This is a genomic window from Pseudomonadota bacterium (assembly GCA_041395565.1).
GTDB lineage: Bacteria > Pseudomonadota > Gammaproteobacteria > UBA9214 > UBA9214 > UBA9214.
The window spans coordinates 243,299-265,196 of record JAWLAI010000005.1; the positions used below are offsets into that span (position 1 = coordinate 243,299).

A 21,898-nucleotide genomic window follows, 5' to 3' on the forward strand; every position below is an offset into this window, starting at 1 on the left:
ATGCAACTCACCACCTTGTATATATGGCGCCGCCCTGGCAGACGCGGTAAGGTTGCAGCCCTGATTTTTCCGCCCCGCTCATCCGCGCGCATCCCAGCGCCCGCCACCGGGACGGACGCAAGATATCTGAAAGAATTCATGTAGTTACTAGCGCCCCGGGCGTTTACTGGAGGGATATCAATGTCGGATGTAATCGCAACCAACCAGACCATTCTGGTGGTGGGAGGCGGCATCAGCGGCGTCACCGCCGCCATCGAGGCCGCCGAGTGCGGCAAGCAGGTGATCCTCGTGGAGAAGAACCCGTCCCTCGGCGGCCGGGTGAGCCAGCTCTACAAGTACTTCCCCAAGCTGTGCTTCCCGTCCTGCGGCATGGAGATCAACCTGCGCCGGACCAAGGCCAACCGCAACCTCACCGTGCTGACCATGACGGAAGTCTCCGCGGTCAGCGGCGCGACCGGCAACTACAGCGTCACGCTGAAGACCCGCCCGCGCTACGTCAACAGCAACTGCACCGCCTGCGGCGAATGCGAGAAGGCGGTCTCCGCCGAGTTCGACAGCGAATACGACTACGGCATGAAGAAGCGCAAGGGCGCCTACCTGCCGTTCAACATGGCCTACCCGCAGCACTACGTGCTCGATCCGCGCATCATCGGCACCGACGACGCGCAGAAGGCGAAGGATGCCTGCAAGTACGGCGCAATCGACCTGGACATGGCCGAGAGCGAGACCACGCTGACCGTCGGCGCCATCATCTGGGCCACCGGCTGGCAGCCGTACGATGCCGACAAGATCCAGCCTTACGGCCACGACCGCTATGACAACGTCATCACCAGCGTGGAGTTCGAGCGCATGCTCGACCCGTTCGGCCCGACCGGCGGCAAGATCGTGCGCCCGTCCGACGGCAAGGAGGCGAAGGACGTCGCCTTCATCCAGTGCGCCGGCTCGCGCGACCGCAACCACCTCAAGCACTGCTCGCGCATCTGCTGCATGGCCACGCTGAAGCAGACCACCTACCTGCGCGAGAAGTACGCCGACGACTTCAAGGCCAGCGTGTACTACATCGACATCCGCGCCATCGACCGCATCGACGACTTCTACCAGAACGTCCAGGCCGATCCGAACGTCACCTTCATCAAGTCCAAGGTCGCCTCGATCACCGAGGACAAGTCCACCGGCAACCCGATCCTCAACGGCGTGAACACCGAGGGCTACCACCGCTACAGCAACCCGCACGACCTGGTCGTGCTGGCGGTCGGCATGGAGCCGAGCGTGGCGAAGGGCGACTTCCCGATCCAGGTCGTGGTGAACGACAACGGCTTCATCGAGGCGGATGAGTCCAACGGCGGCATCTTCGCGGCGGGCTGTTCCAGCGACGCGCTGGATGTGAACCGCGCGGTACAGAGCGCAACGGCAAGTGCATTACGGGCGATCCAGGTCGTGAACCGGGTCGCCAGAGCGGAGGGCTGAACATGGCAGACGAAATCAAGACTGGCGCCTACATCTGCAAGGGCTGCGGCCTGGGCGAGCGGCTCGACTGCAGCCAGCTGGCGCAGATCGCCAAGAGCGAGGGCAAGGCCAACGTCGTGCGCGAGCACGACTTCCTGTGCAACGCCGAAGGCGTGGCCATGATCCAGAACGACATCGACAGCGAGGGCGTCAACAAGGTCGTGATCGCGGCCTGCTCGCGACGCGCCAAGAACGATGCGTTCGGCTTCCAGAACGTCGCCATCAGCCGCGCCAACCTGCGCGAGGGCGTGATCTGGGCCCGCCCGGACACCGACGAGGCGCGTGACCTGACCCAGGAGATGGCCGCGGACTACGTGCGCATGGGTTGCAACGAGGTCAAGTACATGAAGCTCCCGCAGCGCAACGAGGCGGCGGCCAGCAACGACAACCTCCTGGTCGTCGGCGGCGGCGTGGTCGGCATGACCGCGGCCATCGAGGCGGCGAAGGCCGGCTACCCGGTCACCCTCGTCGAGAAGAGCGGCGTACTGGGCGGCGGTGCCCACGATGAATACAAGCGCATCCCCGAGCGCATGCCCTATGCCGACCCGGAAGACACCGGCGTGGCGGCGATGGTCGCGGCGATCGAGGCGGACAGCAACATCACCGTGCACCTGAACAGCACCATCACCAAGACCAGCGGCGCCCCGGGCCGATTCTCGGCGGACATCTCCACCGAAAGCGGTTCCACCAGCACCGGCAACTTCGGCGCCATCATCATGGCCACGGGCGCGCGCAACTATGACGCGAACCAGCTGCCGGAGCTCGGCTACGGCAAGACCCCGGACGTGGTCGACCAGGCCGGCCTGGAGAAGCTGGCGCTGGCGGCCAACGGCGGCCCGATCAAGCGCCCGTCCGACGGCAAGGAAGTACAAAGCGTCGTGTTCGTGCAGTGCGCCGGCCAGCGTTCCACCCAGGAAGGCCACCTGCCCTACTGCTCCGGCCACTGCTGCCTGACCTCGATCAAGCAGGCTATGTACTTCAAGGACCAGAACCCGGCGATCGACACCAACGTCATCTACACGGACCTGCGTACCCCGGGCGCCGGCGGCGAGGATTTCTACCGCAGCGGCCAGCAGAAGGGCGTCACCTTCACCAAGGGCAAGGTAGCCGAGGTCAGCGCCGGTCCGAACGGCCCGACCGTGAAGTTCCAGGACCTGATCCTCAACCAGGAAGTGAACAGCAGCGTCGATCTCGTCGTGCTGGCCACCGGCATGATCCCGAATTCGGGCGTGGACATCGAGCAGGTCCCGCAGGACGAGCCGGGCCAGTTCACGGTCAACGCGGAATCCATCCTCAACATGACCTACCGCCAGGGCAAGGACCTGCCGCACCTGAAGTACGGCTTCAACGACTCGCACTTCATCTGCTTCCCCTACGAGACGCGCCGCACCGGCATCTATTCCGCCGGCCCGGTGCGCCGGCCGATGGACATGCTGCAGGCCAAGGAAGACGCCACCGGCGCCACGCTGAAGGCCATCCAGGCGCTGGAGAACGCCAAGCTCGGCCGCGCCGCGCACCCGCGTTCCGGTGACCTGTCCTTCCCGAGCTTCCGCAAGGAAGGCTGCACGCAGTGCAAGCGCTGCACGGTGGAGTGCCCGTTCGGCGCCATCGACGAGGACGAGAACCGCTACCCGCAGTTCAACGAGGCGCGCTGCCGCCGCTGCGGCACCTGCATGGGCGCCTGCCCGGTGCGCGTGATCAGCTTCGAGAACTACTCGGTCGAGACCGTCGGCCAGCAGCTGAAGAACATAGAGATCCCGGACGAGTTCGAGGAGAAACCGCGCATCCTGGTGCTGGCCTGCGAGAACGACGCCTACCCGGCGCTCGACATGGCCGCACAGAACGGCAACCACTACTCGCCGTTCGCGCGCGTCATCCCGGTGCGCTGCCTGGGCAGCGTCAACACCATCTGGGTGACGGATGCGCTCAACAGCGGCTACGACGGCATCGTGCTGATGGGCTGCCAGAAGGGCGAGAACTACCAGTGCCACTTCGTGAAGGGCTCCGAGATCGCGCACATCCGCATGAGCAAGATCGACGACACGCTGCAGTCGCTCAACCTCGAGAAGGAGCGCGTCGCCACCTACGAGATCGCGATCACCGACATCGAGCGCGCGCCCAGGCTGATCAACGAGATGGCCGAGACCGTCGAGAAGGTCGGCATGAGCCCGTTCAAGTTCTGATTGGTCAAGCGAATGATGACTTTTCTTGAAACCAGCATGGAATATCAGGTTCCCCCGTCATTCCGGCGCCAGCCGGAATCCATGCGGCGGGACATCTGGATCCCGGCCTGCGCCGGGATGACGAACAATTCATCTGTGTCCAGGGTTGCAGGTTTGCACCCTGAATCCAGACTTAAAGGGGTGCCCGCATGAGTGACGTAAACCAGCAAATGGTCGAACAGTACCGCAACAATTTTCTCCGCGAAGTCGAGGAGAACGTCGAGGAAGGCGAATGGGTGAAGATGTGCATGCAGTGCGGCGTGTGCTCCGGCTCCTGCCCGCTCGGCCCGCACTGGGATCATCCGCCGCAGGAGCTGTTCATGATGATCCGCGCCGGCAAGCGCCAGGAAGTGCTGGAGTCCACCTCCATGTGGATGTGCACCTCCTGCTACAACTGCATCGTGCGCTGCCCGCGCGAGCTGCCGATCACGCACATCATGCACGGCCTGGCCCATTACGCGAAGCGCTTAGGGATAGCCCCGAAGAACCAGCCGACCCACAAGTTCGCGCAGAAGTTCTGGAACAACCTGACCAAGACCGGCCGCGTCAACGAGCTCAAGCTGGGCCTGGCCCTGTACTTCATGAACGGCATCGGCGAGGGCATCAAGACCTCGCTGAAGATGAAGGACGTCGGCCTGGGCATGATGATGACCAAGCGGCTCAGCCCGATGGAGCTGATCGGCGGTCACAAGTGCAAGGACACGAGCGGCCTGCACAAGATCCTGAAGAAGGCCGAAGAACTGGAGGCCGCCCGGATTCCCGTGGCCGGCAAGTGAGGTAAAGCGCAATGGCAAAGAAATCCTATTCCTTCTACCCCGGCTGTTCCTCGCAGAAGGCGGCCTCGGCCTCCAACTACATGGTGTCCGTCAACAGCATGTGCGACACGCTGGACATCGAGCTGAACGAGATCCCGGACTGGAACTGCTGTTCCGCCTCCATCGGCTACGCCGGCGGCGGCGAGCTGCCGCGCCTGGCGCTGTCCGCGCGCAACATGGCGATCAGCGAACAGGCCAATCCCGGCCAGGACATCGTCGCCACCTGCGCCGCCTGCTGGCTCGCCACCAAGGAGACCCAGGAGCGCCTGCACAGCGACAGCAAGCTGATGGCGGAGACCAACCAGGCGCTGGCCGAGGCCGGCCTGAACGTGAAGGCCGACCAGAAGGTGCGCCACATGGTCGAGGTGCTGATCGAGGACTTCGGCTACGACGAACTCGGCAAGCACGTGAAGAAGCCGCTGGCAGGCATGAAGATCGCCGGCTACGTCGGCTGCCAGACCAACCGCCCGTTCGGCATCGACGGCGAATCCTACGAGAACCCGAAGTACCTGGACAAGCTGGTCGAGACCATGGGCGCCGAGCCGGTCGAGAAGTATGACAAGAAGGTGTCCTGCTGCGGCGGCGCGCTCGCCTTCTCCGAGCCGGAGAAGAGCCAGGCGCTGATCAAGGACATCATCGAGTCGGCCTACGACGGCGGCGCGGACATGATCGTCACACCCTGCCCGGTGTGCCAGATGAACGTCGAGGTGTACCAGAACCACATCAACCAGAAGTACAAGACCAACTTCAAGATGCCGGTCGTGTACTACTCCACGCTGATGAGCGTCGCCTACGGCAAGAACGGCAAGGAAGCGGGCCTGGACGGCCAGGTGATCAAGGCCAAGAAGCTGGAAGAGATCGCCTCGAAGTAAGCTGACGCATCACGGCTGTTTTGAAAAGCCCCTCGTTGAGGGGCTTTTTTATTTGCAGGTGCGGACCCTGTCCGCGTACCGCCAGCGCGGTTGCGGCATTCGCCCCCCCATCAAGATATGTGACTCCATACCGTTATCCTTGCTCGGAACGAACACGTTTTCATCCAGCACGGAACATCGCCCATGACGTTGCTGCCGAAACCTGCCTGGCCCAGCGCGCTGCTCATGGCGGCGCTGTACCTGCTGATGCTGCCGACACCGCAGGCCGGCGAGATCCAACGCTGGACCGACGCCCAGGGCAACGTGCATTTCGGCGACCGGCCGCCGGCCGATGTGGCCGCGGAAACCGTGCGCCTGCGCGTGAACACCTACGCCGCGCCCGACATCGAGGGGTTGCAGGGCGTGTTCGACAACGGCGACCAGGTCGTGATGTACAGCGCCGCCTGGTGCGGTGTGTGCAAAAAGGCGAAGCGCTATTTCGAGGCCGAGCATATTCCCTTCACGGAGTACGATGTCGAGACCAGCGCCAGGGGGCAACGGGATTTCAAACGGCTCGGCGGGCGCGGCGTACCGATCATCCTGATCGGCGCGCAGCGCCTGAACGGCTTCACCCCGGCCAGCTTCGAGCGCATCTACCGCCGCTAGCGCAACCGCGCCGCGGGGACAGAGTTGAAATCTGTCCATTCGCTACGCCATAGCGGGGACAGACCTAACGTCTGTCCCCGACGCATCCATCACCAGATCAGACGATTCTTAAATAATAATTTCCCTGTTGGTTCCGGGGGCATATTCTGCTTATATTCCGGTAACAACCACGGCAAACACCCGGGAGGTGACGGCATGACGGATGCACTCGATCCGGTCATCATGAATCTCGTCTACGCGGCCATCGGCGGCCTCATGACGCTGGGCTTCATGTGGCTGGGCTGCACGATGTTCAACAAGATCGTCTGCGTCTTCGACATCGGCGAAGAACTGCGCAAGGGCAACCAGGCGGTCGGCCTGATGGTCATGGGCATGTTCATCGGCATCGGCATCGGTATCGGGCTGGTCATCGGCCTGGGACTGAACTGACCATGCACCCCGCAATCGCCCTGCTCCTGCTGGTCCTGGCCACCACGGCCTGGGCCGGCACCACGCAGAAGAAGAAGGTCGCGGACTGGACCGACAAGTACGACGTGCATTTCAAGAAATACACCAAGCACTACTTCGGCCCCGGCTTCGACTGGCGCTGGTTCAAGGCCCAGGCGATCGCGGAATCCGGCCTGAACCCGGGGGCAAAGAGCAAATCCGGCGCGCGCGGCATCATGCAGATCCTGCCGAGCACCTACGAGGAGATTCAGGAGGAAAACCCGCATCTGCAGGACATGGACTCGCCGCGCTGGAACATCGCCGCGGGCATCTACTACGACCGCGCCCTCTACCGCCGCTGGCAATCACCGCCGCCGGGAGACGAGCGGCTGTACTTCGCCTTCGGCAGCTACAACGCCGGCTACTCCCGCATCAGGAGCACCTTCCAGAACATCGACCCGCCGGCCAAGTCCTGGTCGCACCTCGAACCGCACGTCCCCGGCCAGACCCGCCACTACGTCCGGCGCATCCGCCGGCTCATGGAACGGACCTGAGCGCCGCGGGCGGCGCCAGTCACCCTCAGTAGCCGGAGGCCTTGGCGAGCGGACCGCTGAGCGATTCGAGGGTGGCCGTGAAGGCCACGCCATCCTCTTCGTGCACGATCTTCACCGGCAGGTAATGCAGCTTCGGCGCGCACCACATGGTCGTCACCTGGTCGGTCTTGCGCTGGATCACGACCGTGTCCAGCGTACCCAGCGGGGTCTTTACCGTCTCGTCGCCGACGTGGCGGATGTCCCAGGTGCGCAGCCCCTTGCTGCTGGCGATGCTGTAGTCCATGTCGCGCGCACCGCCCGCGAGATCGATCATCAGGCTGACCTGATAACCGCTCGGGTCGTAGGTCACCGCAGGAATCTCGAAGTGATAGACACGCTCGTCGAGCGTGCTGGTCACGCTGTCCTGCTGCCAGTCGTACTGCTGCGATACCCGGCGCGTGCGCTTGCCGTCGCGCCGGTACTCGTACGCCTGCGGCAGCACATGCGCACCGTTCAGGCGCAGGTGCGAGGTCTCGCGGATATGCTCGTTGAGCAGCAGGTTCGCCAGGCCGGTGGTGTCGGAACTGGACTGGAACACGAGCTGCCCGTCCGCGCCGTGTTCCAGCTGGCGCACCGAGCGCCCGAGCAGCATCGGTCCCTTCTTCACGACGTATTCCGCCCGGAACGCCGGCGGCGCCTCGGTCGCGTGCAGCGCATTCGTGCCGGCCATGGCCAGCAGCAGTATCAGCATCCGAATCACGGGTCTCTCCTATAGTGGGCCAGCCGCCGGCAGCGGCCTGCGGCCGCACACACCCGGAGTGGCTGTCGACACTGTATAACTAACGGGCGCGGGTGCAAGGCGTTAACGCCACCCACCGGCCGCGGGGTCTTATCCCGCCGCCCGGAATGGGGTAATATGCCGCAGTCATTCCGGGATTACACCATGAATATCAAGGCATTTTCCCAAAGTCCGCGCGAGACGGCGCACACCTGCCCGGCAGCCGGTTTCGGCCTGCCGCACTGAGGCCCATGCGCTACCGCATCGGCGAAACGGCGGACCTGCCCGCCCCCATGGCCCTGGACCAGGGCGCCTTCAGCAGTATAGCCATGCTCAGCTGCCTGATCGGGATCGGGTTTGTCTTCGCCGGCCTGCGCAGCCGCCACTACTGGCTCTCCCTCTGGGGCGGCGGGCTGGCCCTGTCCAGCATCGGCTACCTCCTCTACGTCCTGCTGCGCTGACGCACCCGGGTTCAGATCGCCACCGGCCCAGCCGATACGGACAGGTATGCCGCAGCTGCGTCCGGGCAGCCAGGGAAGACCAAGCAACCAGGGATCGGTGAAATCATGAACAATCAGAGTGCTGCCTTCGCGTTCGTCAAGACACTGGGCCAGGAACTGTCCCACCAGGAATTCGATATCCCGCCCTTCCCCGACATCGCCATCAAGATCCGCGATGCCATGAGCAACCCCAACGTCAACATCGACATGATCAGCCGCATCATCATGGCCGACCCGGTGCTCACCAGCCGGCTGATCCGCATGGCCAACTCGGCGCTGCTGCGCCGCGGCACCATCGAGATCACCGATCTGAAGACCGCGGTGGGCCGCATCGGCCTGGAGCTGGTCCGCAACACGGTGGTGTCGATGGCGATGGACAACACCTTCAAGGCGCCGGCGGGCAGTATCCTGCATGAGCGCATCGACGAGGTGCGCCGGCACAGCTCGCACGTCGCGGCGCTCGCCTACATCCTCGCCAAGCGCCAGCCCGGATTCGAGAACCCGGACGACGCGATGCTGGCCGGGCTGCTGCACGACATCGGCAAGTTCTACATCCTCAACCGCGTGCAGGACTTCCCGGCGCTGTTCGACGATCCGGAGCAGCTGGAAGAGCTGGTGGCCAGCTGGCACACCGGCGTGGGCCGCGCGATCGTCGAATCCTGGGGCTTTCCGCAGCATATCGCCGAGGCCGTGGACGAGCACGAGGCGCTGGAACGCAATCATTTCACCTCGCCCGATGTGGCCGACGTGGTGCTGGTCGCGAACCTGGTCGAGAACGTGAAGGACCTGCCCGAGGACGCGATGCCCGATTTCGAGGACATCCCGGCCTGCAAGCGCATGCGCATGCGCCACGACACCATGCGCAAGATCCTCGAAGAGTTCGCCGAGGAGATCGCCTCCATGGAGCAGGCCCTGGGGGGCTATAACCCCAGATCTTCTGCCTGATTGCGGGCCGGCCCCCGCCACTTTGCGGCCGCCGGATACGGCCGCGGGCTGCACACTCTGGTATGATCTGCCCGCGAACCGATTCGCCGGCCGCCAGGGCCGGGCAGACCATGACCGACCACCGTATCGAAGACATCAACATCGGCGCCGTCAGGCGGCTGATCACACCGGATGAGCTGAAACGCCGGCTGCCGAACACGGCCGCCGTGGTGGACTCCGTCATCAGCAATCGCGCCGTCGTGCGCGACATCCTCGACCGCAAGGACCCGCGCCAGCTGATCGTGGTGGGACCCTGCTCCATCCACGACCCGGCGGCTGCCCTCGACTACGGCAGGCGGCTGCGGGCACTGGCCGACGCGGTCAGCGAGACTTTGTTCCTGGTCATGCGCGTCTACTTCGAGAAACCGCGCAGCACCATCGGCTGGAAGGGCCTGATCAACGATCCGCACATGAACGGCTCGTTCGAGATCGCGGAAGGCCTGCAGATCGCGCGCGGCCTGCTGCTGGAGCTCGCCGCACTGGGACTGCCGCTGGCGACCGAGGCGCTCGATCCCATCTCGCCGCAGTACATACAAGACCTGATCTCCTGGTCGGCGATCGGCGCCCGTACCACCGAATCGCAGACCCACCGCGTGATGTCCAGCGGCCTGTCCTGCGCGGTCGGTTTCAAGAACGGCACCGACGGCAGCTTCACCGTCGCGATCAATGCCCTGAAGTCGGTGAGCCACCCGCACATCTTTCTCGGCATCGACTCCGGGGGGCACGTGGCCACTGTCGAGACCACCGGCAACGCCTACGGCCACATCGTGCTGCGGGGCGGCAACGGCCAGCCCAATTACGACGAGGACAGCATCGCGCGCTGCGAGCTGGCACTGGCCGCCGCCGGCGTGTGCCCCTACATCATGGTCGACTGCAGCCACGACAACTCGCAGAAGAACGCGGACCTGCAACCCGGCGTGGCCGAGGAGATCACGCGGCAGATCCTCGCCGGCAACCGCTCCATCATCGGCCTGATGATGGAGAGCAACATCAATGCCGGCAACCAGCCCATCCCCGAGGATCATGCCGAGCTCAAGTACGGCGTCTCGGTCACCGACGCCTGCATCGACTGGGACACCACCGAGCGCACCCTGCTGGAAATGCACCGCCGCCTCATGGCCGGCTGAAAATCAGCCTCGCGCCAAGCCGCAGGGCGGATGCCGAATGCATTCGGCCTACACCGCTGTGCGTTTCGTCCTACCTAAGACCTCCAGACGCGGGCATATCGGTGCTTAACCAGAAACGGAGAATCCGCTAGCGGGGTCACCTGTACTGCATGGATCGTCCAACTCAGTCATACCCGCATACGATGTACAAGGATGTACGCGAGCGGCCACTCGGACATCCCTGTTCATCGTCGCGAGAGGGCAGGATGCCCGTAGCGAGCAGGCAATACACTTATCCAAATTTCAGTAGGATCTGAGGCGGCCACATTCGGACCATCACCAAATTCGGATAAATCCGCAGAGCGGAGCTCCTGCACTTCCTAATCCGGCCAGTCCCGGCCATTCACGAACAAGAACATTGGAAAATGCGGAATCTCATCGGCCAAGCCCAGCGGAGGCAATGAAGCGTAGTGGAACAGGCCTTAAGTTAAGCCCTGTGCGCACAGGCTATTGCGCCCGTGACTCTTTCATCAAATATGCAGCCACCGCTTGATAGGCTGGCAGCGAGGTTGGGTCAATCTGCACGTTCCCGGCCGTGGGAAAAGACGCGAACCGCACGATAACCATCTCGGCGGTTGGGTCTACATAAATAGTTTGCCCATGAACGCCACGCGCAGCAAATGCGCCATGCTCATTATGGAATACCCACCACATGCTACGGTAACTGCCGCCTTCTAGAATCTTGTAGCCAGCCCGGGCAAATGCCTGCTTATCACCACCGGCGCGGATATTCACCACAACCTGTTTCGGGAACAACCGCTGCCCATTTATCTCGCCACCGTTAAGCATCAGAAGCCCGATACGCCCGAGGTCGCGCATGCCAGCAGATAGCCCTCCGCCCGCAAAAGGAGCTCCCTTGGCATCCACGGTCATATAGCCATCCTGTTCCGCGCCCATCCTGCTCCAGATACGCTCCGACAACAGCTGCGCAATGTCCTTGCCCGTGACCCGCGATATGATCCAGCCGAGCGCGTCGGAATTGATCGTTCTATAGCCGAACGCCTCGCCATGGTTTCCGTATTGCCTTACGGTTTGCAGGTACTCGAAATAGCCGTTTGGACCTTCATAGCCGGCCGGTTTTGGTAGCGGGCTTGCCGCCCTTGAATATATCCATATGTCAGCATTTGGATCGGAGTAGTCCTCGCTGAAGTCCACAGCTGTAGTCATATCCATGACCTGGCGCACAGTAGCATTACCGAACGCACTATCCTTTAACTCCGGGAGGATCGTGGAGACCTTTGCCTTATCGTCAAGCAGCCCCTCGACCACCAGTATTTCGGCCAGGAGACCCGTGATGGACTTGGTCATCGACATGGCAGCGTGCTTACCCATCTCATCGAGACAGCCCGAATATTTCTCATAGACGACACGACCTTTATGAAGAACCAAAATGCCGTCCGAATAATTCGCAGACAATGATTCTTTCCATGTCATCGGCCTTCCACCACCCAGTGGTGTGAAACTCACCGCGTCGATACCTGCATCAAGCGCGTATTCCAGAGCAGCCGGTGGTCCGATGCCTCTACCCACTTGCTTTGTGGGCATCAGCTCGCGAATATGACAAACCGTCCAGCGCAATTTCGGGAAACTGAAGAAATCAGATTCAGGCTGCATGATCAGCTTCCCAGGCGGCGGGGGAAAACCAAGCATCCATTTCAACAGCCTTGGGTCGGATTCCTCGGCACTCAGGTAGGAACCGGATGACGCATTGGTTTGTGCGGACAGGCCTGCCAGAGCCAGGATAGCGGTAAGCAGAGAGAGTGAATGACAGATTGAGCGCTTCATAATGTCACCCTCATTACGGTTATTGGATTAATCTGTTCCAAATCGCGAACAGTTGCATTAGCGAGCACCCCGCCTGGTTATCCATTTACAGCCAGACCTCGTTATATCACTCGAATTGCCAGCTATTCAACGAGCTTGTTACATATCTGTTGTTTTGCCCATTGAGCAGATCGAGACCTCGCTCATGCATGCCAATTGAGAGAATATTCGGCGGGGAGCGTCCGGCCATCGGTAAAACGCCGAGGGTCCGCTCTGGGTCGTACCCGGAAGTTGCTGCATTTCTCTACCTGAACTCATAGGGGGATCATATACCGGCCTGGTAAACTCATATCCGGTTAATCGGGGAAGACCGGGAACGCCGCAGAAAAGGGAATTCCCTTCTCTCGGCTGGCAGCCCCGAGCACAACCAAAAGAAGACGCTTGTTGCGGTTAGCACAGAAACAGGCAGTTCCGGGTGAAGCCGCCTTACTACTGCTTACACTTTTCTACCGACTCAATCCATATGGTCAGCTTACCAACAGGCGAGTGAGGGATTTGCTTTAACTCTTTACCCGTTGGTATATATCCGAACACGCCAGCGCTCGGAATGACCACTGGCATACCGCTCCATGCCAATTCTGGTGTTTGCAAATGCAGCAGTTCCTCTGTTGTCATGATTACCAGAAATCGCTCATCTCGGTTCTTTTCACACACCTCGATTGAACCCGATAATTTTCTCAAGTATCCCCAGGTCTCTGTCAAGCCCGCCCTGCGTACTGCAAAAAGCCCCTTGCCACTGGATCTAATAATATTATGGCTTTCATCAAGGGTCAGAATATGTGGATAGAATACGTATGACGTGCTTACATTATCCCCTACAAAGAGACTTTCTATGACAATCCGGTAAGGTCCGCTGAAAGGGGGAAGCTCGAATGCGGTAAAGTAACTTTTTCCTGAATCGAAGTTAAACGCGGGGGAAGCAGTATTCAATTCGATTTTCTCCTTGCGTTCAACCGCAAGCATGCGAAATGGCAAATCCGCCATGGATTCGCAGCACGGCTCTGCCGATTCGAATGGTCTTATTGCTTCCTTGTAGGGAGTGGCGCATGCGGCAATTACGAAAGTACTCGCCGCAAGCGCAACCCGGACAAGCCTCTTGCGCCTATTCATTTCCGTAACATCTCCACACAAAGGTAGCATTTAAACATTGTTTCGATTAGCAGTTGTTTATATCGAAAACACCGCAATGACCGGAGTGTTTCGCTCATACCGACTCAGCGGGCGCAAACATATGCGGCGGCTGAAGGATTGGCTTGGGGCAAAATCCCGGCTTTCAGCATGACGCTGTCACGCCCGATCAAATCGGATCATGTGATAAAGCACGGCGGAACCGCTGCGTATTCTGCCCTACGTTCTCTATGCGTGTTGAGAAACAGGGAACCGGCATACGATTGCGGTAAGAAGTTCATGGAATCGTTACCGTGGTCACTCACCCCAAGACATCGCGTCCTCTGCGTATCTCTGCGAACTCGGCGTCTCTGCCCGAGCTGAGTCTTCACCTCAGCACTCGATCACGTTCACCGCGAGTCCGCCGCGGGCGGTTTCCTTGTACTTGGTCTTCATGTCGGCGCCGGTCTCGCGCATGGTCTTGATGACCTTGTCGAGCGAGACGAAGTGCGTGCCGTCGCCGCGCAGGGCCATACGCGAGGCGTTGATCGCCTTTACCGCGCCCATGGCGTTGCGCTCGATGCAGGGCACCTGCACCAGGCCGCCGACAGGGTCGCAGGTCAGGCCGAGGTTGTGTTCCATGGCGATCTCGGCGGCGTTCTCCACCTGCTGCGGCGTGCCGCCGGTGACCTCGGTCAGTGCCGCGGCGGCCATCGAGCAGGCCGAGCCGACCTCGCCCTGGCAGCCGACCTCGGCGCCGGAGATGGAGGCGTTCTCCTTGTACAGGATGCCGATGGCACCGGCCGTGAGCAGGAAGCGCACGACGGCGTCCTCGCTGTAACCGGAACAGAACTTCCAGAAATAATGCAGCACCGCCGGCACGATGCCGGCCGCGCCGTTGGTCGGCGCGGTGACCACGCGGCCGCCGGCGGCGTTTTCCTCGTTCACCGCCAGCGCGAACAGGTTGACCCAGTCCATGGTGCCGAGCGGCACCTGGTGCAGCTGTTCCCGCTCGCCCAGCAGCTGCCGGTGCAGGCGCGCGGCGCGGCGCTTGACCTTGAGCCCGCCGGGCAGCACGCCCTCGGTGCGGCAGCCGCGTTCGACGCAGTTCTGCATCACCGACCAGATATGCAGCAGCCCGGCGCGGATGTCGGCATCGCTGCGCCAGGCGCGTTCGTTGCGGAGCATGATCTCGCTGATGGACACGCCCTGCTCGTCGCAGTGCGCGAGCAGCTCCGCGCCGGTGGTGAACGGAAACGGCAGTACCGTGGCGTCCGCCACGATGCGGTCCTCGCCGGCAGCGGTCTCGTTGACCACGAAACCGCCGCCGACCGAGTAGTAGGTGCGCGCGTACAGGCTGTTGCCTGCCGCGTCATAGGCATGAAACTTCATGCCGTTGGGGTGGAACGGCAGCACCTTCTGCCGGTAGAACTGGAGGTCCTGCTGCACGTCGAATTCCAGCTCCCGCTCACCCGCCAGCCGGAGCCGGCCGGAGGACGCCACCTGCGCCAGGCGCGGGGATGCTGTCGGTGTCGACACGCTCGGGCTCGTCCCCTCCAGCCCGAGGATGACCGCCTTGTCGGTGCCGTGTCCCTTGCCGGTCGCGCCCAGTGAACCGTACAGTTCCACCCTGACCCGCGCCAGATCGGTGCCCGGTTTGCGCTCCAGCAGGCCACGTGCAAACATGCCGGCGGCACGCATGGGGCCGACGGTGTGCGAACTCGAGGGGCCGATACCGACCTTGAACAGGTCAAAGACACTGATTGCCATGAAATTACCCTGGATGCCGGCCGGTCATGCGCAGACGCGCGGCCAGCAGCCGGCCTGACCTGCATGACACAATACCGCAAAACCCGTGGCGCACATAGCGCGCGTGCAGGCAGGCGCGGGCAGCACGGCAAGTCCCGCCGCCGGCAGCCGCGTCAGCGCGGGCGCGGCGAACACCTGCGGCGGATACTGCTGTGGAGCGCGGCCGCGTTCCTGTTGCTCAGCCTCGTACCGGTGCTCGCGCTGCGCTGGCTGCCCCCGCCCACCTCGGCGGTCATGCTGGCCCGCACCCTGAGCGGGGAACGGCAACAGGACTACCGCTGGGTCGACCTCGAGCAAATCTCCGCGGACGCGGCGCTCGCAGTGGTCGCCGCCGAGGACCAGAAGTTTCCCGCGCACTTCGGCTTCGACCTGGACGCCATCCGCACGGCCGTCAACGACCGCGCCCGCGGCGCGCGCCTGCGCGGGGCCAGCACGCTGACCCAGCAGGTGGCGCGCAACCTGTTCCTGTGGCAGGGCCGCAGTTTCGTGCGCAAGGGGCTGGAGGCCTGGCTGACACTGCTGCTGGAGGCGCTCTGGCCCAAGCACCGCATCCTGGAGGTCTATCTCAACATCGCGGAAACCGGCACCGGCCTGTTCGGCATCGAGGCGGCGGCGCAACGCTACTTCGGGATACCCGCATACGCGCTCGGCCCTGCGCAGGCCGCCCTGATCGCGGCCGTGCTGCCGAACCCGCACCGCTTCCACGTCGACCGCCCCTCGGCGTATGTCCTGGAGCGGCGCGATCACATCCTCGGGCAGATGGAACTGCTCGGCGGGACCGGGTATCTGCGCGGCATACTGTGACGGCCGCGGCGCCGGGGTTGTCGGGACGCGGCTCGCTGCGGGGCGCGAAAAATGTATCCGGCCCGGTTTTCCCTTACAATCGCCGCACGCTCTCACTTCGACATTGCCAGGGGACGGGATATGGACGGTTTTTCCAGCTTTACACTAATCATACTGGCCCTGGCCGTGGTCACGGTCATGATGGGGATCAAGACCGTGCCGCAGGGCTATGAGTGGACGGTCGAGCGCTTCGGCCGCTACCGCAAGACGCTGCGCCCGGGACTGAACCTGATCGTCCCCTACATCGACCGCGTCGGACACAAGCTCAACATGATGGAGAGCGTATTCGACATCAACAGCCAGGAGGTGATCACCAAGGACAACGCCATGGTGAAGGCCGATGGCGTGGTGTTCTTCCAGATCCTGGACGCCGCCAAGGCGGCCTACGAAGTGAACGGGCTGGAGCGCGCGATCATGAACCTCACCATGACCAACATCCGTACCGTGATGGGCGGCATGGACCTCGACGAACTGCTCTCGCAGCGCGACAACATCAACGCCAAGCTGCTGCACGTGGTGGATGCCGCCACCACGCCCTGGGGCATCAAGGTCACCCGCATCGAGATCAAGGACATCCAGCCGCCCAAGGACCTGATCGAAGCCATGGCACGCCAGATGAAGGCCGAGCGCGAGAAGCGCGCCGTGATCCTCGAGGCCGAGGGCGAACGGCAATCCGAGATCCTGCGCGCTGAGGGTGAGAAACGCTCCGCGATTCTGGAGGCCGAGGGCCGCCGCGAAGCCGCGTTCCGCGACGCCGAGGCACGCGAGCGCGCGGCCGAAGCGGAAGCCAAGGCCACGGCCATGGTGTCCGAGGCCATCGCCAAGGGCGACATCAACGCCATCAACTACTTCATCGCCCAGAACTACGTCAGCGCACTGAAGGACATCGGCGCGGCACCCAACCAGAAACTGGTGCTGCTGCCGCTGGAGGCCGCCAGCGTCATCGGTTCGCTGGCCGGCATCGCCGAGGTGGCGAAGTCCGCCTTCGCCCGGGAGGGCACGGCGTGATGGAGGACTGGCTGGCGCGGGTGGATTACTGGCACTGGTGGATCCTGGCCGGCATCATGCTGCTGATCGAGGTCCTGGCGCCGAGCTTCTACTTCCTCTGGCTGGCGGTGGCCGCGGCCGTGGTCGGATTCGTCATGCTGCTGGTACCCGATCTGGGCTGGCAATACCAGGTCATCATCTTCTCCAGCCTGTCGGTCGTCAGCATCGCCCTGTTCCGGCGCTATCAGCGCGACAACCCGGCGTACACCGACCAGCCCACGCTGAACCGGCGCGGGGAGCAGTACATCGGCCGCACCTTCACCCTGCAGGAACCGATCAGCAACCGCGTGGGCGTGCTGCGCGTCGACGACACCACCTGGCGCATCAGCGGCGACGACCTGCCGGCCGGCACCCGCGTCGTCGTCACCGGCGTCGACGGGGTGATCCTGAAGGTCGAGCGGCTGGCCGACTGAAACCAGAATAATTTGAACCAGTTCATATAGTTGGGAAATTCCGTCCGCGGTGCAGGGCCGCTGCTCCATATATCAGTGGTCGTGCCGATAAGATCGGTGCAGTCATCCATTCGATCAAACTGGCGGACACCACATGGCATCACCGGACCGGAACAAGAAAAACGTCGGCGGCAAGGAAATCCTGCGCGATCTGATCCCGCTCAACGCACTGACCGAGGAGCGCTTCCGCGAACTCGCCACCAGCCTGACCATCACGGACGTGAATGCCGGCAGCTACCTGTTCGGTGAGGGCGACACCGACAACCGCTCGATCTACCTGCTCGACGGCGTCGTCAACTTCATCGACCGCAGCGGCAAGGTCACCGGCGTGGTCAGCGCCGGCACCGATCCGGCCCGCTACCCGCTGGCCAACCGCCAGCCACGCATCATCACCGCGCGCGCCGCGACCAAATCGGTCATCGCCTCGATCGATTCCACCCTGCTCGACGTCATGCTGACCATCGACCAGTCCACCGAGACCGGCGCGGTCAAGATCAGCGAGCGCAACGAGCAGGACTGGATGTCGCGCATGCTGCAGTCGGAAGCGTTCTCGCGCCTGCCGCCGGCGGAAATCCAGCGCCTCATCCGGGCACTGGAACCGGTCACCTACAATGCCGGCGACAAGGTGATCCGCCAGGGCGACGACGGCGACTATTTCTACATCATCCGCGAGGGCAGCTGCTCGGTGACGCGCCTGGCTTCGGGCAAGGGCTGGGACGTGCCGCTGGCCGAACTCAAGGCCGGCGACAGTTTCGGCGAGGACGCGCTGGTCTCCGATGCCAAGCGCAATGCCACGGTCACCATGCTCTCCGACGGCTGGCTGATGCGGCTGTCGAAGCATTATTTCCTCGACATACTCAAGAAGCAGCTGGTGCATTACGTCAGCTACGACATGGCGCAGGCGGCGATCCAGAGCGGTGATCGCTGGCTGGACGTGCGCCTGCCCGAGGAACACCAGAACAACGCGCTCGCCAACAGCCTGAACATCCCGCTGGCCGCGATCCGCAACAACTATTCCAAGCTGGACAAGGGCAGGAAATACATCGTCTACTGCGATACCGGGCGCCGCAGCGCGGCCGCCGCCTTCCTGCTGAGCCAGCGCGGTTTCGAAGTCTCGGTCCTGGAAGGCGGTCTGAACCAGGGCGTACCCGACCCGGTTCAGGCGGCAGCACCCGCTCCGGCAGCGGCACCCAAACCCGCCGCGACCCAGCGTGCCCCGGCAGCACCGGTTGCGGCAAAACCCGCCGCGTCCGCCCCGCCGGCGCCCGCGAAGAAGGCTGCGGCGACCGCCACCAAGACGGCGGCCGGCCAGTCCGCGCCGGCAGCGTCCGGTGCCGGCACACAGCTGGTCGAAAAGGTGCAGCGGGAACTCGGCATCCTGCGCGGCGAACTCGAGCACTACGCGGCCAGGGCGCGCCAGATGGAACAGGCCTATCTGGAGGAACGCAAGGCCCGCGAGCAGCTCATGAGCCACGTCGATAATCTGCTGGCACGCCTGAAACCGGCGCCCGCCGCCAAGAAGTAACCCGCGGCGCGGCACCACCCGCGCCCCGACACCCGCGGCAGTGACTTGCGCCGCGGGGCACACCGCCCCGGGCAGTCGGCTATAATGCCCCGGTTCGCGGTAACACAGCCGGCGGGTAACCCCATGCGCATACTACTCCTGGTAATCATCGCCGCCCTCGCAGTGGGCGGGTGCTCCAGCATCGACAGCCGGAAGAAATCCTCGACGTTCGAAACCGCCGTGTTCCATTACAGCAAGGCGATTCGCTGGAGCGAATTCGGACTCGCCGACGGCATGCGCCGGCTCGAACCGGGGGCACACGCCGCGCAGTCGCCGGAGCAGCTCGAGCACATCAAGGTCACGTCCTACGAAACGATCAGCACGAACAACGTCAGCGACAACGAGGTCCGGGTGACGGTCAGGATCGTCTACTATCACGATGACGGCATGAAACTGAACACGCTGCTCGACAACCAGATCTGGATATATGACACCGACCGCAGCACGTGGCATATCACGACGCCACTCCCGCTGTTCCGGTAGTCGCAACGCTGCCCGCATGACCGCTGTCACGCCTTCCGCCCGGACGCCGGCCTGATGGCCTGGTGGGGCACACTGCTGGGCGGCACCCTGGGCTTCATGTTCGGCGGCCCGCTGGGTGCGCTGCTGGGTGCGGCACTGGGCCGGAACTTCGACCGGGGGATCATCCATACCGACCGGCATGCCGGACCCGCACCGGGCCAGCAGGAACGCGTGCAGGCAGCCTTCTTCACCGCCACCTTCTCCGTCATGGGGCATATCGCCAAGGCGGACGGCAGGGTGACGCCAGATGAAATCAGCGCGACGGAGTCGATCATGGCCCGGATGCAGCTGAACCCGGCGCAGCGCAAGGCCGCTATCGAGCTGTTCCAGGCCGGCAAGCGCCCCGGCTTCGAGCTGCATGGAATACTGGCCCAGTTCCGCGAGGAGTGCCAGCGCCGCCATAACCTGCTGCAGGTGTTCATGGAGATACAGATCGCGACGGCCATGGCGGACGGCACGATCCATCCGGCCGAACGGCGGATCATCCTGGACATCGGCGCGGCGCTGGGCTTCAGCCGGGCGGAGCTCGAGCACCTGTTCGGCATGGAGCACGGCGCCCGGCCCGGTGCGCCCCGCATCCAGCCTGTCGCCCAGGCCTACGAGGTGCTCGGTATCGGCCAGTCGGCTACGGACGCCGAGGTCAAGCGCGCCTACCGCAGGCTCATGAACCAGCACCATCCCGACAAACTGATCGCCAAGGGGCTGCCCGAGGAAATGATCCGCATCGCGACGGAAAAGACCCAGCAGATCAAGCAGGCCTACGAACGGATCAAGTCCGACCGGGGCATGAGATAGCCCCTCGTCTCCCGCTTCCCCGCGGCGTCTGTCATTGACCGCGGGTTTGCCTGTGCTAGCCTAGCGGCACCATGTCGCATCGTAATCCAGACGGCGCAGCAGCCGACGCCCCGCCCGAGCGCACGGACTACTCCGGCCTTACCCCGGATATCATCCTCAATGCGGTCGACGGTTGCGGTTTTCGCACCGACGGCCGGCTGCTCGCCCTGAACAGCTACGAAAACCGCGTCTACCAGGTAGGCATCGAGGACAGCACGCCGCTGATCGCCAAGTTCTACCGGCCCTGCCGCTGGAGCGACGCGGCCATCCTGGAGGAACACGGCTTCGCCCGCGAGCTGGCCGACGCGGAAATCCCGGCCATCGCCCCGCTGCAGGTTGCCGGCGCGACGCTGCTCGAATACGCCGGCTTCCGGTTCGCGCTCTACCCGCGCCAGGGCGGACACTGGCCGGAGCTCAACAGCAGCGGCGAACGTGCGTGGGTCGGCCGCCTCATCGCCCGCCTGCACGCCGTCGGCGCCACCCGACCCTTCAGGCACCGGCCACGCCTGGATGCCGAGCACTTCGGCCACGCGTCCTGCCGCTTCCTGCTCGAACACGGATTCCTGCCGGCACATGTCGAGACCGCCTACCGCACGCTCACCGAGGACCTGTTGCGGCAGGTCGACCTGATCGAGCGCAACGCCGGCGCGGTCGCCGCGATTCGCCTGCATGGCGACTGCCATCCCGGCAACATCCTCTGGTCGCACCAGGGTCCGCACTTCGTGGATCTCGACGATTGTCGGACCGGGCCGGCCATTCAGGACCTGTGGATGCTGCTGTCCGGCGAGCGGCACGAGATGCAGGGACAGCTGCTCGACATCCTGGAGGGGTATGAACAGTTTCGCGAATTCGATACGCGCGAGCTGTCGCTGATCGAACCGCTGCGCACCCTGCGCATCATCCATTACGCCGCCTGGCTGGCGCAACGCTGGGATGATCCGGCCTTCCCCCGCGCGTTCCCCTGGTTCAACACGCAGCGCTACTGGGAGGAACATGTGCTGGCGCTGCGTGAGCAGGCCGCGGCCATGTCCGAGCCGCCGCTGGTGATTTGAGGCGCGGGCGAGTCGGCGCATGGACAACATGACACGCCTTGCGATCCTGCTGGTCGCCACGCTGCACCTGCTCTTCCTGGTGCTGGAGATGCTGCTCTGGAACACGACGCTGGGCCGCCGCATCTTCCGCATGTCGCGCGCCCGGGCGGAGCAGACGACGGTGCTGGCGGCCAACCAGGGTCTCTACAACGGATTCCTTGCCGCCGGGTTGCTGTGGGGCCTGTCTGATCCCGCCCCGCACCACGATATGATCGTCTTCCTGCTGTGCTGCGTGATCGCCGCCGGCGTCTTCGGCGCGGTCACCGCCAATCGCGCGATACTGTGGATCCAGGCGCTGCCCGGCGTCGTTGCCCTGGGACTGGTGCTGCGCTCCGGCGCCTAGGCGGGATGCGGCACC

The 21,898-nt window shown here is 63.5% G+C and carries 22 protein-coding genes; 18 read left to right on the forward strand and 4 right to left on the reverse strand.

The window, feature by feature from the left end; all coding sequences use genetic code 11:
• Window positions 1–180: 180 nt before the first annotated feature.
• From R3F42_09025 to R3F42_09055, 7 genes are all read left to right on the forward strand, one after another.
• On the forward strand, window positions 181–1,467 hold the full coding sequence (locus R3F42_09025; GenBank protein ID MEZ5542174.1) for an FAD-dependent oxidoreductase: 1,287 nt from the start codon (window positions 181–183) through the stop codon (window positions 1,465–1,467).
• A 2-nt stretch (window positions 1,468–1,469) separates the two neighbouring features.
• Window positions 1,470–3,689 (forward strand): hydrogenase iron-sulfur subunit, encoded by a 2,220-nt coding sequence (locus R3F42_09030; GenBank protein ID MEZ5542175.1) that lies wholly within the window; start codon window positions 1,470–1,472, stop codon window positions 3,687–3,689.
• Between the two features lie 188 nt (window positions 3,690–3,877).
• The gene (locus R3F42_09035; protein ID MEZ5542176.1) at window positions 3,878–4,504 is read left to right on the forward strand and encodes a 4Fe-4S dicluster domain-containing protein; all 627 of its coding nucleotides are present in this window, start codon (window positions 3,878–3,880) and stop codon (window positions 4,502–4,504) included.
• Between the two features lie 11 nt (window positions 4,505–4,515).
• Entirely contained in the window at window positions 4,516–5,415 is a 900-nt protein-coding gene (locus R3F42_09040) for a CoB--CoM heterodisulfide reductase iron-sulfur subunit B family protein (GenBank protein ID MEZ5542177.1), read from the forward strand.
• Between the two features lie 183 nt (window positions 5,416–5,598).
• Window positions 5,599–6,060: a DUF4124 domain-containing protein gene (locus tag R3F42_09045; protein ID MEZ5542178.1), complete on the forward strand. Its 462-nt coding sequence runs from the start codon at window positions 5,599–5,601 to the stop codon at window positions 6,058–6,060.
• Window positions 6,061–6,255: 195 nt separating this feature from the next.
• Window positions 6,256–6,489 (forward strand): DUF350 domain-containing protein, encoded by a 234-nt coding sequence (locus tag R3F42_09050; GenBank protein ID MEZ5542179.1) that lies wholly within the window; start codon window positions 6,256–6,258, stop codon window positions 6,487–6,489.
• A gap of 2 nt (window positions 6,490–6,491) precedes the next feature.
• Window positions 6,492–7,040, forward strand: a complete 549-nt coding sequence (locus R3F42_09055; GenBank protein ID MEZ5542180.1) for a transglycosylase SLT domain-containing protein — start codon at window positions 6,492–6,494, stop codon at window positions 7,038–7,040.
• Window positions 7,041–7,065: 25 nt separating this feature from the next.
• Here R3F42_09055 and R3F42_09060 read toward each other — a convergent pair whose 3' ends face one another.
• On the reverse strand, window positions 7,066–7,770 hold the full coding sequence (locus R3F42_09060) for a DUF3108 domain-containing protein (protein MEZ5542181.1): 705 nt from the start codon (window positions 7,768–7,770) through the stop codon (window positions 7,066–7,068).
• Window positions 7,771–8,048: 278 nt separating this feature from the next.
• On the opposite strand from R3F42_09060, the gene R3F42_09065 reads away from it, so the two are divergent.
• From R3F42_09065 to R3F42_09075, 3 genes are all read left to right on the forward strand, one after another.
• On the forward strand, window positions 8,049–8,258 hold the full coding sequence (locus tag R3F42_09065) for a hypothetical protein (GenBank protein MEZ5542182.1): 210 nt from the start codon (window positions 8,049–8,051) through the stop codon (window positions 8,256–8,258).
• A 105-nt stretch (window positions 8,259–8,363) separates the two neighbouring features.
• Complete coding sequence (locus R3F42_09070; GenBank protein MEZ5542183.1) at window positions 8,364–9,242, forward strand: HDOD domain-containing protein; 879 nt, start codon at window positions 8,364–8,366, stop codon at window positions 9,240–9,242.
• 110 nt (window positions 9,243–9,352) lie between these two features.
• Complete coding sequence (locus R3F42_09075; protein MEZ5542184.1) at window positions 9,353–10,408, forward strand: 3-deoxy-7-phosphoheptulonate synthase; 1,056 nt, start codon at window positions 9,353–9,355, stop codon at window positions 10,406–10,408.
• A 486-nt stretch (window positions 10,409–10,894) separates the two neighbouring features.
• On the opposite strand, the gene R3F42_09080 is transcribed toward R3F42_09075, so the two are convergent.
• The 3 genes from R3F42_09080 to R3F42_09090 all read right to left on the reverse strand — a co-directional run bounded on the left by R3F42_09080 (window position 10,895) and on the right by R3F42_09090 (window position 15,148).
• Entirely contained in the window at window positions 10,895–12,232 is a 1,338-nt protein-coding gene (locus R3F42_09080; GenBank protein ID MEZ5542185.1) for a serine hydrolase, read from the reverse strand.
• Between the two features lie 468 nt (window positions 12,233–12,700).
• Complete coding sequence (locus R3F42_09085) at window positions 12,701–13,381, reverse strand: MalM family protein (protein MEZ5542186.1); 681 nt, start codon at window positions 13,379–13,381, stop codon at window positions 12,701–12,703.
• Window positions 13,382–13,771: 390 nt separating this feature from the next.
• On the reverse strand, window positions 13,772–15,148 hold the full coding sequence (locus tag R3F42_09090; GenBank protein MEZ5542187.1) for an L-serine ammonia-lyase: 1,377 nt from the start codon (window positions 15,146–15,148) through the stop codon (window positions 13,772–13,774).
• A gap of 63 nt (window positions 15,149–15,211) precedes the next feature.
• Here R3F42_09090 and mtgA point away from each other — a divergent pair, with 63 nt between their 5' ends.
• The 8 genes from mtgA (at window position 15,212) to R3F42_09130 (ending at window position 21,883) form a co-directional block, all read left to right on the forward strand.
• Window positions 15,212–15,991: a monofunctional biosynthetic peptidoglycan transglycosylase gene (gene mtgA / locus R3F42_09095; protein ID MEZ5542188.1), complete on the forward strand. Its 780-nt coding sequence runs from the start codon at window positions 15,212–15,214 to the stop codon at window positions 15,989–15,991.
• A 120-nt stretch (window positions 15,992–16,111) separates the two neighbouring features.
• Complete coding sequence (locus tag R3F42_09100; protein MEZ5542189.1) at window positions 16,112–17,038, forward strand: SPFH domain-containing protein; 927 nt, start codon at window positions 16,112–16,114, stop codon at window positions 17,036–17,038.
• Window positions 17,038–17,490 carry an NfeD family protein gene (locus R3F42_09105; protein MEZ5542190.1) on the forward strand — a complete coding sequence of 151 codons (453 nt, stop codon included), beginning with the start codon at window positions 17,038–17,040 and terminating at the stop codon, window positions 17,488–17,490. The genes R3F42_09100 and R3F42_09105 overlap by 1 nt, the downstream gene beginning before the upstream one ends.
• Before the next feature lie 133 nt (window positions 17,491–17,623).
• Window positions 17,624–19,054 carry a cyclic nucleotide-binding domain-containing protein gene (locus tag R3F42_09110; GenBank protein MEZ5542191.1) on the forward strand — a complete coding sequence of 477 codons (1,431 nt, stop codon included), beginning with the start codon at window positions 17,624–17,626 and terminating at the stop codon, window positions 19,052–19,054.
• Window positions 19,055–19,177: 123 nt separating this feature from the next.
• Window positions 19,178–19,576 carry a hypothetical protein gene (locus tag R3F42_09115; protein ID MEZ5542192.1) on the forward strand — a complete coding sequence of 133 codons (399 nt, stop codon included), beginning with the start codon at window positions 19,178–19,180 and terminating at the stop codon, window positions 19,574–19,576.
• Window positions 19,577–19,630: 54 nt separating this feature from the next.
• On the forward strand, window positions 19,631–20,410 hold the full coding sequence (djlA, locus tag R3F42_09120) for a co-chaperone DjlA (GenBank protein MEZ5542193.1): 780 nt from the start codon (window positions 19,631–19,633) through the stop codon (window positions 20,408–20,410).
• 71 nt (window positions 20,411–20,481) lie between these two features.
• Window positions 20,482–21,501 carry a serine/threonine protein kinase gene (locus tag R3F42_09125; GenBank protein MEZ5542194.1) on the forward strand — a complete coding sequence of 340 codons (1,020 nt, stop codon included), beginning with the start codon at window positions 20,482–20,484 and terminating at the stop codon, window positions 21,499–21,501.
• Between the two features lie 19 nt (window positions 21,502–21,520).
• Window positions 21,521–21,883, forward strand: coding sequence for a DUF1304 domain-containing protein (locus R3F42_09130; GenBank protein MEZ5542195.1), 363 nt, complete (start codon window positions 21,521–21,523; stop codon window positions 21,881–21,883).
• Window positions 21,884–21,898: the final 15 nt, after the last annotated feature.